Annotated in this window: 9 protein-coding genes; 6 read left to right on the forward strand and 3 right to left on the reverse strand. The window is 60.1% G+C overall.

Annotation, left to right across the window (positions count from 1 at the left end):
- Positions 1-41 precede the first annotated feature (41 nt).
- Positions 42-1,268: a LysR family transcriptional regulator gene (locus ICY20_RS16225; RefSeq protein WP_194937980.1), complete on the forward strand. Its 1,227-nt coding sequence runs from the start codon at positions 42-44 to the stop codon at positions 1,266-1,268.
- Here the strand turns inward: ICY20_RS16225 and ICY20_RS16230 are convergent.
- From ICY20_RS16230 to ICY20_RS16240, 3 genes are all read right to left on the reverse strand, one after another.
- Positions 1,247-2,494, reverse strand: coding sequence for an OprD family porin (locus ICY20_RS16230; protein ID WP_194937981.1), 1,248 nt, complete (start codon positions 2,492-2,494; stop codon positions 1,247-1,249). The two genes, ICY20_RS16225 and ICY20_RS16230, sit on opposite strands and share 22 nt — an antisense overlap.
- 90 nt (positions 2,495-2,584) lie before the next feature.
- The gene (locus tag ICY20_RS16235; protein WP_194937982.1) at positions 2,585-3,847 is read right to left on the reverse strand and encodes a gallate dioxygenase; all 1,263 of its coding nucleotides are present in this window, start codon (positions 3,845-3,847) and stop codon (positions 2,585-2,587) included.
- A gap of 22 nt (positions 3,848-3,869) precedes the next feature.
- The gene (locus ICY20_RS16240; RefSeq protein WP_194937983.1) at positions 3,870-5,207 is read right to left on the reverse strand and encodes an MFS transporter; all 1,338 of its coding nucleotides are present in this window, start codon (positions 5,205-5,207) and stop codon (positions 3,870-3,872) included.
- Positions 5,208-5,504: 297 nt separating this feature from the next.
- Here ICY20_RS16240 and ICY20_RS16245 point away from each other — a divergent pair, with 297 nt between their 5' ends.
- From ICY20_RS16245 to ICY20_RS16265, 5 genes are all read left to right on the forward strand, one after another.
- Positions 5,505-6,344, forward strand: a complete 840-nt coding sequence (locus ICY20_RS16245) for a helix-turn-helix domain-containing protein (protein ID WP_194937984.1) — start codon at positions 5,505-5,507, stop codon at positions 6,342-6,344.
- Positions 6,345-6,477: 133 nt separating this feature from the next.
- Positions 6,478-7,809 (forward strand): MFS transporter, encoded by a 1,332-nt coding sequence (locus ICY20_RS16250; RefSeq protein ID WP_194937985.1) that lies wholly within the window; start codon positions 6,478-6,480, stop codon positions 7,807-7,809.
- A gap of 35 nt (positions 7,810-7,844) precedes the next feature.
- Positions 7,845-9,413, forward strand: a complete 1,569-nt coding sequence (locus ICY20_RS16255) for an alpha-L-rhamnosidase-related protein (protein WP_228758451.1) — start codon at positions 7,845-7,847, stop codon at positions 9,411-9,413.
- A 163-nt stretch (positions 9,414-9,576) separates the two neighbouring features.
- Positions 9,577-10,827, forward strand: a complete 1,251-nt coding sequence (locus ICY20_RS16260) for a maltoporin (protein WP_194937986.1) — start codon at positions 9,577-9,579, stop codon at positions 10,825-10,827.
- Between the two features lie 61 nt (positions 10,828-10,888).
- On the forward strand, positions 10,889-12,250 hold the full coding sequence (locus ICY20_RS16265; RefSeq protein WP_194937987.1) for an MFS transporter: 1,362 nt from the start codon (positions 10,889-10,891) through the stop codon (positions 12,248-12,250).
- Positions 12,251-12,265 lie beyond the last annotated feature (15 nt).

The following is a 12,265-nucleotide window of genomic DNA, read 5'->3' on the forward strand; positions in this document are numbered from 1 at the left end:
GCATAGTCCGGCTCGAACGCCGACCTGCGGAGCATGCCCCCATGGATTCCCACGAACTGCCCAGCCTGATGCACGTACGCGCCTTTGTGCGGGTGGCCGACCACGGCAGTGTGTCCAAGGCGTCGGTGGCGTTGTTTCGTGCACAATCGGTGGTGACCCGCTCGATCTGCGAACTGGAAGAGCGCCTGGGCGTGGCGCTGTTCGAACGCCATGCCAATGGCATGCGCCCGACTGATTTTGGCGTGCGCCTGCTGCCACGGGCGCGACGGGTGCTGGCGGAGCTGGACACGGTGCCCAAGCTACTGGACGTCGGCGACAAACACGCTGTGGAGCCGTTGTACCTGTTCCAGGCCCGACGCCTGCAAGTGTTCGTCAAACTCTGCGAAACCCGGCACATGCAGACCGTCGCCGGTCTGCTCGGCCTGAGCCAGCCGGCCGTCAGCTCGACCCTGAAGGTGCTGGAAAGTGGCTGCGGGCAAACCCTGTTCGAACGCACGCCGCGTGGCCTGCAACCGACCCGGGCGAGCCATGAAATCCTGTTCCCGATCCGCCGCGCACTCAACGAGCTGCGCCATCTCGAAACCGATATCACCGCTATCCGTGGCACCTTGCAGGGCGTGGTGCAGGTCGGCGCCCTGCCCCTGGGCCGCACGCGTATCCTGCCCGAGGCCATCGTGCGTTTGATGGACGAGCACCCTGGCATCCAGGTGATCACCAACGAGAGCCCTTTCGACCTGCTGGCCACCGAGCTGCGTGCCGGTGATGTGGACTTTATTTTCGGTGCCCTGCGTTCCGCCGCCTATGCCAGTGACCTGGTGGGCGAAGCGCTGCTGACGGAAGAGATGGTGGTGTTGGCGCGCCGCGATCACCCGCTGTGCACCCACACCGCTGTTCAAGAAGAGCTGGCCCGCGCCCGCTGGGTGCTGCCGCGCGCAGGCTCACCGGCGCGGCAGATGCTCGACGCGTGCTTGACCGGGGTCGGCATCGCCGCGCCCCGGCCGGTGGTGGAAAGTGCCGACATGGCGATCATACGTGGCCTGCTGTTGCGCTCGGACATGCTCGCCGCCGTGTCCGCCCACCAGTTGGAGCAGGAAATCGCCTCTGGCGAGCTGTGCATCCTGCCCTTGGAACTCAAGCAAACCAGCCGCGCCATTGGCTTGACCTACCGCAACGGCTGCCTGCACTCACCGGTGGCGGAGGCCCTGATGGGCATGATCCGCCGGGTGACCCACGAGCTGGCAGGTGGTCAAAGCAGGCTCAACGGGTAGCTGACGATCACGCGGTTTTCGTCGAACTCGTTGCTGCTGTAGTCGCGGCGCAGGCTGGAGTTGCGCCAGCGCAGGTTCAAGTCCTTGAACGTACCGCTTTGAACGGTGTAGCCCAGTTCGGATTCACGTCCCCACTCCTTGCCGTCGGTGACGCTACCGCTGTGCACGTTGTCGCCGCTGATGTAGCGGTTCATCAAGGTCAGCCCTGGCAAACCGAGCACCACGAAGTTGTAGTCGTGGCGCAGTTGCCAGGATTTTTCACGGGCATTGTCATAACTGTTGTTGTAGCTGTCGTTGGCCAGGGTGCCGCCGCTGGTGCCGTTGACCCGCATCCAGGCATCGTCACCGCTGAGTTTTTGCAGGCCCACGTAGAAGGTGCTGCCGCCGTAACGGGCCGAGAGCAGCGCCGAGAAGGTGCGGTTGTCGAGGTCGCCAGCGCGGGCGCTGCCATCCTCGCGGCCCCAGAAGTAGCCAAGGTTGGCGCCCAAGGTCCAGTCCCCCAGCGGCTGGCTGTGCACCAGTTGCAGGTATTGCTGCTGGTAGATGTCCTTCAACTGCGCGTTCCACAGGCCGACCAGGGTGCGCTTGTCGTTGAAGCTCAATTCGCCACCGACAAAGTTGAAACGGTCCGACGTGAAGGCGGTTTTACCCTGCATGAACATGTCGCCCATGCTCGAATCATTGCGCGGGCTGTTCTGGCGAAACTGACCGCCATAGAGAGTCAGGCCGTCGATATCCTTGGACGTCAACTGCCCGCCGCTGAAGGTTTGCGGTAACGAGCGGCCATCGTCGGAGCGCAGGATCGGCAACACCGGCATCCACTCGCCCACCTTGAGTTCGGTCTTGCCGATCTTCATCTTGCCGGCCACCGCCAACCGGCCAAAGTCGTCTGCCGGGCGGCCATCTGCGTCGAGGGGCAACAACTGCGAGCCACCGGTGCCCTTGCCACCGTCGAGCTTGACCGAGTACAGGCCCAACACGTCCACGCCAAACCCCACCACGCCTTGGGTGAAGCCCGAACGGGCATCGAGGATAAAGCTCTGGGTCCACTCCTCAGCCTTGCCTTGGGCGTAGCCATCGTTGGTGAAGTTGCGGTTGAGGTAGAAGTTACGCAGGTTCAGGTTGACGCTGGCGTCTTCGACAAAACCCGCTGCCGAAACGTGCAGGGGCAATACGGACGCGACGGCGAAGGTGAAGGCGGTACGGGCGTTAGCGGGGATTTTCATTGTTATTGTTATCCGTTTTTTGGCTGAAAAAATCCGCTGCGCCTGGAAATGCCAGGCACAGGGAAGTCGATCTGAGGGACGGTTAAGGTGTTAGCGCGGGGTTTTGCCCGCCACCGAGTAGAGCACTTGCTGGTTACGGGTTTTCATGAAGTCTTCAAGGCTTTCGCCGCGCATTGCTGCATAGACGTGCAGGTTGGGTACTCCGAGGACAGCGGCAAGTTTTTCCAGCACAAAGAAGATCGCGCCGTAGTGGATCAAGCCACGCCAATCCCGGCGGCGCAGCAGGTCGCGCTCTTCTTCGCTGAGTGCGCCTTCTTCGAACAGTACTTCCTGGGTCTCGAGGAAGCGCTGGCGCCATTCGGGCTCGATCATGCGGTGTAGGAACTTGTTCAGCCGGTAGCCCTTGGCACTGCGCTCCAGGGTGAACGGGTAGGTGCCTTCGAGCTTCTCAATGCCCGCCAGTTGGTAACCCATGTGCTGCAAGTGGCGCGCGTTGACCTCGGCAGGCACTGGCGGGCCCTGGTTCTCCAGCAACAAGGTGGCGATGCCGGTCATTGACGGCAGGTAGTAGTCCTGGTGCAGGTTGTTCACCGTGGCCGACAACGCACCGCGCATGATCAGCCAGGTGATCACCTCGGCGCCTTCCATGCCGCCCAGGGTGGCGAATTCAGCCAGGGTCATTTGCGTGAGACGCACCGGGTCGTTGACCAGCAGGTCGATGAACTGCGCATCCCACTGCGGGTTGTTGAAGCCGCAACGCTCACCGTGTACCTGGTGGGACACACCGCCGGTGGCGACGATAGCCACCTTCAAGTCCTCGGGGTAGCTCTCGATGGCACGGCGCAACGCCAGTCCCAGCTTGTAGCAACGCAAGGCACTGGGCACCGGGAACTGCAACACGCCGACCTGCAGCGGCACGATCTGCACCGGCCACTCGGGATCACAGGGCAACAGCGCCGACATTGGCGAGAAGAAGCCGTGGTCCAGCGGTTTGTCGCGGAAGAAACTCATGTCGAACTCGTCCGCCACCAGGCTTTCGCCGATATGCCGTGACAACGCCGCATGCCCGCTCACACCCGGTAATTCACGCGGGTTGCCGCCTTCGTCGGCGACCTCGTAGCGCTCATCCACGCCCAAGGAAAACACGCCGTAGTGATCAAAGAAGAACGAAGTCACGTGGTCGTTGAAGATGTAGAACAGCACGTCCGGCTGCTGCTCTTTGAGCCACACCTTGATCGGCTCGAAGCCTTCGAAAATCGGCGCCCAGGCAGCCTCGTTCTGTTTGTCGTGATCAACGGCAAAGCCGATGGTCGGGGTATGGGATACAGCGAGGCCACCAATGATGCGTGCCATGACGAATTCCTATGTGAATAAATTAGTGCGCCAGCAATGCCCGGCCAACCCGGCGGCGTGCATGCCCGTTGGCCAATATCGCCAGCGCAGCGATAAAGGCCGGCACGCTCAGCAGGGCGAACAGCAGCGGCAGGCCAAGCCCGAGGCTCAGTACCGCCCCCCCAATCAGTGAGCCGAATATAGCCCCGAAGCGGCCGATGCCCAGCATCCAGCTCACCCCGGTGGCGCGAAAGTCCGTGGGGTAGTAACCCGGCGCAAAGGCGTTGAGACCGGTCTGTGCGCCGCTCATGCAGAAGCCAGCGGCAACCACGCCAAACGCCAGCAGGCTCGACTCCAGGCTGAACGCCCCGAGTAACAGGATGAATGCACCGCCCAAGGCATACGACGTGGCGATCACCGCGTTCGGGTTGCGGCGATCCATGGCCCAGCCGACCACAATCGCGCCCACCGTGCCGCCAATCTGGAACAGGCCGGTGATGGTTGCCGCACGCTCAATGGACAAACCACCTTCACGCAACAGCGTCGGCATCCAGCCCATGGTCAGGTAGATCACCAGCAAGCCCATGAAGTAGGTGGCCCACAGCGCCAAGGTGCCAAAGCGGTACTGCTCGGAGAACAACATACGCAACGGGGCTTTTTGCTGGGCCTGGGGCTCGGCCAGGACAAAACGGGTGGCCGCGTTAAAACTGCCACCCAACTTGTTCAGCACCTTGGCGATCTGTGCGCTGGAGGCGTTACGTGCCGCCAGGAAACGCGCAGACTCCGGCAACAGCGACCACATGAACGGCAGCAGCAACAGCGGCAACACCCCGCCGGCCAGCAACACCGACTGCCAGCCGTGTTGGGGAATCAGCCAGGCCGCCAGAAAACCACCCAGCCCCGAACCCATGTTGAAGCCAGTGAACATGATGGTGATAAACAGCGAGCGATTGCGCTCTGGCAGGTACTCGGACAACAACGTGGTGGTGTTGGGCAACGCCGCCCCCAGCGCGATGCCGGTGAGCAAGCGCAACCCTGCCAGTTCATAGGGGTTGCGAGCAAAAGCACAGGCCAGGCTCAACACGCTGAAACCAGTCACGGCAATCAGCAGCACCTTCTTGCGCCCCAACCGGTCGGCGTAAGGGCCGGCAGTCAAGGCGCCAATGGCCAGGCCGATCATGCCGGCGCTCATCACCGGGCCGAACGCCGCCTTGGACAGGCCCCACTCCTGAATCAGCGACGGCGCAATAAAGCCCATCACCGCCACATCAAACCCATCGAACAGCACAATGAAAAAACACAGGGCCATGATCAACCACTGGTAGCGGGCAACCGGCCGGTTGTCGATCCACGCTTTGATATCGACCGTCTCGTTACTCATGCTCTCACCTTCTTATTTTTGTAGAAATTCCGAGCGGTCATGCCTCAACCGGGAACGTTGGGCATGACTCTAAGGCCGTAGGGGCCTATACCGCCTCTGGGAAATCTTAAAGGGGGTATCGGTTTTTCTTATGAGAAGGTGGTGAATCTGGACACAATGCCTCTAGCGAACACGTTACAGCGATGCACCCAGCGATAACTTAAAGGTATCCCGGTGCAAGGCATTGGCAGTGGCGCCCGTATCGACGGATTGATAAATTGCGCCACTGTTTATTCAGCATGATGCTGGAGCCTAAAAATGCATAAGCTCAGTTGGCACAACTACATTGCCCACGAAGACCAAGCGCTGGCCATCCATGCCACTTACCCCGAAGTCAACGTCACCGAACACGAGCATGAGTTCGATGAACTGGTGATCGTCGACAGTGGCAGCGGCACCCATGTGTGCAACGGTCAGCCGCGCTTCATACAAACGGGCGATGTGTTTTTCGTACGCCATAGCGATGCGCATTTCTACAGCGACATGGGTCAGTTGTGTTTGACGAATGTGCTAAGTACGCCCAACAAACCGTTTAATTGCATCCCTACTTTCGCTGAAACCTTGAGCAAAAGCTGCGCCGGGGACTTGCATCACGGGCTTTGGGTCAGCCGTGGTGACAGGCCGGCGATCAAGTCGGTGCTGACCGAGCTGAGCCAGAACCTCGGTATCGCCGGGCCGCGCCAAGCCGTCCGGCGTGAGGGTTACATCCTCCAACTGCTCTCGATGATCAGCCAGCGCGCGCAGCCGGTGGGGCAACAGTTGGCGTTGGATGCACGGAGCAATGTCGATCGGCTGCTGGCGTATATCAATGCTCAATGCACCCAGGACTTCGACTGGGAGCAAGTCGGCATCAACTTCGGTATTTCATCGCGCAACCTTTATCGCATCCTGAAAAGGGAAACCGGTCGCACACCTGACGCCTACCTCAACCATCTAAGGCTCAGCTACGCGCAAGCACGTTTGGTCAGTAGCCAGGCCTCCATTACAGAAATCGCCTTCTCAAGCGGCTTCAAAAATATCTCGCACTTCTGCCGCTCTTATCGAAACACCTTTGGGCTGACGCCCAGCGAACAACGTGGCCTGCGACAAACCACCTGACGTCTTGCACCAAACAGGCCCATTGTTCTGCCGCTGCCAACCACCTGAAAATATTGGCGCCCCCAGCAAAATATCTTCTTCGCTGCATCAGTAGACTCGCCAACACAAGAATAAACATAGCGAGTCATGCACCTTGAAACTCTCATTCAGAGAAAAACTGAGCTTTGGCGTTGGCGCCTTCAGCAAGGACATTTTCAGTGTCGTCACCGTCTCCTACTTGATGGTGTTCTACACCGACGTGTTTGGACTGACCGCTTCACTGGCTGGCCTGGTGCTGCTGATTACCAAGCTGATCGATGCGGTATCCAACCCGATCCTGGGGGCGGTGATGGACCGCACCTACACGCGCTGGGGCCGTTTTCGGCCGTATATCGCCTTTGCCACCCTGCCCTTTGCCTGCACGACGGTTGCGGTGTTCTTCGTACCGGACCTGCCCCTGCCCTTGAAATTCCTGTATGCCCTGGTGACCTACAACCTGGCGGGTTTGTGCTTTACCTGCATCGACGTGGCGATCTGGGGCATGGTGCCCAGCCTGACCAAACGCCTGGATGAGCGCAGCCAACTGATCGCCAGTGGCCGGGCCTTTTCCAATATCGCCGGGATGATCGTGGCGCCGCTGGTATTACCGTTCGTAGTGCTGATGGGCAATGGCAATGACCAACGCGGCTACCTTTGGCTAGGGGTTGCAGTAGCGGTGCTGGGCAGTCTGTTCGCCTTGTTGCTGGTGAGCAACGTCAAGGAACGTCATGTACAGCGCAACGATACGCCGCTGAAAATGAGCCACTACCTGGCATTGCTCAAGCACAACCCTGGCGTGTGCTGCGTGATTGTTTGCATGCTCTCCTTCGGCCTAGGGGTGGGTTTGCAGAACAGCGCCGGTATCTACTACATCAAGTACTACCTGCTGCGTGCGGACCTGGTGCCGACGTACATCTTCACCAGCTACACCTTCAAGGTGGTGGGTGCCTTCCTCGCGCCGTTTTTCATCGTCAAGTTCAAACTGGGCAACCGCCTGACCGCAGCGCTGGCCTTCACAGTATTGGGCATTGCCAGCCTGAGCATGTGGTTCCTGCCGATTCACCAGGTTGAGCTGTATATGTGCCTGGCAGCACTGGCCAGCACCGGTATTGGTGGTTTGCTGGTGTCCATCACCGGCTTGATGGCCGAGATGGCGGACCGGGTGGAGCAACAGACCCAACAACGCGCCGATGGCGTGCTGTTTTCCTTCAATGCACTGTCCATGCAAGCCGGCTTTGCCTTGTCGGCGGCATTCGCCGGAGTGCTGATGGACGCCTTTGGCTATGTGCCCAATTCCCTGGCCCAGACAACCGATGCGCTCGCGGCGATCAAGGGCATTCGCTGCCTGGGGCCGGCGCTCATCTGCCTGATGGGGTTGCTGGCCGTAAAAGCCTATGCCGGCAACAGCGCCGCACGTTCAGGCCTGCCCCACAGCCCTCGTGCCTGATACCGCACATCTCCCACACCGAGGATGACCTTTTGTTGAACACTGCCATCACCCATGACACTGCCGATCGCCATCCCCATTGGATAGAGACCGCAGAAAGCCTGACCCCTGTGCTGATCGAAACGGCCCAGACGCCGTTGGCCGTGGTCACGGCCCAAGCCGATGCCGGCGCCGCCCTGGGCTATCGCATGCTCAAGGTTGCAGACATCGGCGAACTGGAACACGCAAGTTTCAGCGACGGCGACAGCTTCATCCTGGACTTCGGCGGGCACCGCACCGGGCACCTGTCGTTCTATTTGGGCTGGACCGGAAAAGGCGTCGACGCACCGGCGCGGTTGCGCCTGACGTTTGGTGAAGTCCCCAGTGACGTTGCCGAATCAGCGTATCCACATCAGGGTTGGCTTAGCGGTGCGTGGATTGCCGACGAACTGATCAATGTGGATTTCTTGCCACAGCAGGTGCGGTTGCCCCGCCGGTATGCCTTTCGCTATGTGAAAGTCGAGGTGATCTACACCTCACGCAATTTCAACGTGACCTTCAGCCAGATCAAAGCGCATGCACTGACCAGCGCCGGTGAAGATCGCGGGCGCCCCGCAGGTTTTGCATCACCGCTGTTGCAGCGGATTGACGAAGTATCACTGGCGACCCTGCGCGACTGCATGCAGACCAGCTTCGAGGACGGCCCCAAGCGCGACCAGCGTTTGTGGATTGGCGACCTGCGCCTGCAAGCATTGGCCAACGCGGTCAGCTTCGAGCAGTACGGCCTGGTCAAGCGCTGCCTGTACCTGTTTGCCGGGTTGCCCCGTGAAGACGGGTTCCTCACCGCCTGCATCTACGAAAAGCCCGCGCCACGCCTGGGCCAAGTCATGATCGTTGACTATGCGGCATTGTTCGGCAGTACCGTACTGGAATACTGCCGCGCTTCAGGGGACTGGGGGACAGGCCATGAGTTATGGCCGGTGGTTGCCCGGCAAATGGACCTGGTGTGTCAGTACCTGAATGCCGATGGCCTGTTTATCGTGCCCGAGGACGAATGGGTCTTTATCGACTGGCGTGAAGGCCTGGACAAAAGCGCCGCGATCCAAGGATTGACGATCTACACCTTGCGCCATGTCTACGAATTGGCGTGCGCGTTGGACCTTGAGCATGAGGTCGCCGATTACCCGGCGCGCATCGAAAAGATGGTAACGGTCGCTCGGGAACGTTATTTCGACGCCACCCTGGGTTGCTTCGTCAGCGGGCCACAGCGCCAGATTTCCTGGGCCTCGCAAATCTGGTTGAGCCTGGCACGGGTTGTCGATGACGCCACCGCCGCCAGGGCGATGACCACCGTGATGCGCTTGCCCGAGGCCGTCAAACCCCAAACCCCTTACCTCTATCACTATTTGCTTGAAGCGTTATTCGACGTGGGTGCTGACGGCGAGGCTCGGACGCTGATTGAACAGTACTGGGGCGCGATGGTAGACGCTGGCGCCGACACATTCTGGGAAGCCTACGACCCCCAGGACCCACTCACCTCGCCCTACGGCAGCAAGCACGTGAACAGCTACTGCCATGCCTGGAGCTGTACGCCGGTGTACTTCATCCGCAAGTACTTGAGCTGACCCTTCCCGGCCCGAGACCCGGGCCACGCTTCACCTGAAAACGCATTGATCGGCCCGCTAACGGCGCGAGATTCACTCGCGCCCACGGACGGCGTTCGCCTGCGTTTCAGTAGCAATGCCTTCTGACAACAACCAATAAAAATATCAGCAAAGGTTGCAAGACATGCACAAGCCTTCCACCGCAAATCACTGCCCTGCCGCGTTCTTCAAAAGCTTACTGTGTGTCGGTGCACTGAGTGCCTCAGCCAGTTCCCTCGCCTTGGAAACAAACGGTTACCTGCGTACAGGCACTCTTTTCAACCAATCGGGTGCACAAGGCGCTTGCTTCAAACTGCCAGGGGCTTCGAGCAAATACCGTTTGGGCAATGAGTGCGAGCAATACGCCGAAATCATGCTCACGCAAAAATTGCTCAGCCTCGATGACGGCTCCGTGGTCGCGGTGCAAGGCATGCCGGCGTTGCTCAACCCCTATGACCGCGAATGGACTTTCAACGGCGAGAGCGGCGGCCGCATACGCATGGCACAGATGTTTGTGGACTGGCGCAATGTCGCGGCGCTCAATGGCGGCAATTTCTGGGCGGGGCGGCGCTATTACAAGCGCAAGAACATCGGCATCTCGGACTTCGTCTATTGGAACCAGAGCGCCACGGGGTTTGGCTTCGACGAGGTGCGCATCGGCGACCTGCGCTACAGCTACGTCTACTCGCGCAAAGACAGCGTGTTCCAGAAAGACGCCGTTACCCGCCAGGACTTCAACGTCGCCGGTTTTCGTACCAACAAGGATGGAGACGTGGAGGTCGGCGTCAACCTGTTAAAAAAGCCGTCCGGCACTGAGAACGCCCACTCCGGTTGGTCGCTGGGGGTCCAGCACAACCAGAAAATCGGCGACACCGGCCGCAACAAGCTCGCGTTCCAGTATGGCCAGGGACCGGGCATCGGCCTGGGGCTGACGGGCAGCGTAACGGCCGATGCAAGCAGCCGCAGTTACCGATTGATTGACGGCCTGGAATGGCAACTGTTGCCCCGCTTTGGCGTGCAACTGGAGGCGCTTTACCAGCGTAACCAGGGCCAGCCTGAACGCGGCGAAGACTGGCTGTCATTGGGCGGGCGAACCACCTACGGCGTGAGCGAGCAGATCAAGCTGATCTCAGAGTTGGGCTACGACCGCATCCAGTCTCGGGAAGGTATTCGCTACTTGAACAAAGTGACGCTGGCCACCGCCTGGTCGCCCAAAGGCCCAGGCTTTGCGCTGCGCCCGGAGTTTCGTCTGTTCTACACCTATGCCAGCTGGAGCAAGGCTGCGCAATTGGCGGCCAATGACAGCGCGCCGGGCTCCGCACTGTCTGACACCGGCTCGTTTGGTTCGGACCTGCACGGTTCGATTGCCGGCGTGCAATTGGAATATGGCTGGTGATACCCACCCACCCGTGACCGCGCTTTGACTTTTTTGCACCCGACCAACAAGGATAACCACCATGAATACCACGCCAGGTCACTTTCGAGATCTGATGAAGCAACGCCTGGGCTTCGGTGCCGCAGACTTCTCCTGCAACCTGATCTGGGGCATTACCGCCACCTACCTGATGTTTTTCTACACGGACGTCATGGGGCTGGCGGCCGCGGATGTCGCGTTGTTGTTTCTGCTGGCGCGTTTACTTGACGGCGCCGCAGATGTCGCCGTTGGCTTATGTATCGATAAAACCAACACACGCTGGGGTCGCTCACGCCCCTACATCGCCTTCGGCGCCATTCCGCTTGGGGTGTTCGCGGTATTGTCGTTCTACAGCCCGGGCCTTCAAGGCCAGGCGCTATGGGCCTATGCCTTCATCACCTATCTGATGCTGTCGATCTGTTACAGCGTGGTCAACATCCCCTTGGCGTCGATACTGCCGAGCCTGACCCGCAGCGCCAAGGAACGGACAGTGCTGGCGACCTACCGGATCATCTTCGGCGCATTGGGGGCCACCGCCGCCAGTTTGCTGGTGATTCCCCTGGTGGACATCCTGGGAGGAGGTTCACAACGGCACGGGTTTTTCCTGATGATGACAGTCATCGCCGTGTTCGCCAGTGTGCTGCTGTTGGTCAGCTTCTTCACCCTCAAGGAGCGCGTGGATCAACCCACCGAACCTGTGAGTCTGATGCGTGTCTTGCAGTCGTTGAAGCACAACCGGCCCTGGCAGATCTTCACCCTCAATGTGTTTTTCATGTGGGGCGCATTTTTTCTGTACCAGGGTGGTTTGATCTATTTCTTCACTTACGCCGTGCAGCGCCCTGACCTGGTGCCGCTATTTGCCGGCATTTCCACCTTTGTACCGCTGCTGGGTACGGCACTCACCCCGTTGTTGGCGGCGCGCTGGTACAAGCGCAGCGTTTTCACCCTGGCAAGCCTGGTGAACATGCTGGGCATGCTACTGATGATCGGCAGTGGCTTGAACCTCACGGGATTGCTGGTGGGCTCGGTCATCGCCGCCGTGGGGCAAGGCATGCGGCTGGGCATCTACTACTCGATGCAAGCCGACCCGGTTGACTACGGCGAATGGAAAACCGGCGTCAGTGCGGCCGGCGCGTTGTCCTCGATCATCACGTTTGTCGGCAAGTTGACCATGGCCTGCGCCGGCGCCGCCTCGGCCTTGCTGCTGGGCTGGGGGGGATACGTCGCCAACCAACCGCAAAGCCCCCAGGCGCTGGAGGCGATCAGCGCCGGTTTTTTGTATCTCCCCACCCTGTTGGTTGGCGTGTCGATCCTGGTGATGCAGTTTTATCGGCTGGATAAACTCTACCCCGACATTCGCGCCGAACTGGATCGGCGCGCAGCCAGGCAACACGCATCAATCTGAGGGCAGCCCGCTGGC

Source organism: Pseudomonas pisciculturae (genome assembly GCF_015461805.1).
Lineage (GTDB): Bacteria > Pseudomonadota > Gammaproteobacteria > Pseudomonadales > Pseudomonadaceae > Aquipseudomonas > Aquipseudomonas pisciculturae.

Excerpts from the sequence above, each read along its gene's own strand:
- ICY20_RS16240 (WP_194937983.1), bottom strand. The coding sequence starts at position 5,207 with ATGAGTAACGAGACGGTCGATATCAAAGCGTGGATCGACAACCGGCCG.
- ICY20_RS16265 (WP_194937987.1), top strand. The coding sequence starts at position 10,889 with ATGAATACCACGCCAGGTCACTTTCGAGATCTGATGAAGCAACGCCTG.
- ICY20_RS16230 (WP_194937981.1), bottom strand. The coding sequence starts at position 2,494 with ATGAAAATCCCCGCTAACGCCCGTACCGCCTTCACCTTCGCCGTCGCG.
- ICY20_RS16245 (WP_194937984.1), top strand. The coding sequence starts at position 5,505 with ATGCATAAGCTCAGTTGGCACAACTACATTGCCCACGAAGACCAAGCG.
- ICY20_RS16235 (WP_194937982.1), bottom strand. The coding sequence starts at position 3,847 with ATGGCACGCATCATTGGTGGCCTCGCTGTATCCCATACCCCGACCATC.
- ICY20_RS16260 (WP_194937986.1), top strand. The coding sequence starts at position 9,577 with ATGCACAAGCCTTCCACCGCAAATCACTGCCCTGCCGCGTTCTTCAAA.
- ICY20_RS16225 (WP_194937980.1), top strand. The coding sequence starts at position 42 with ATGGATTCCCACGAACTGCCCAGCCTGATGCACGTACGCGCCTTTGTG.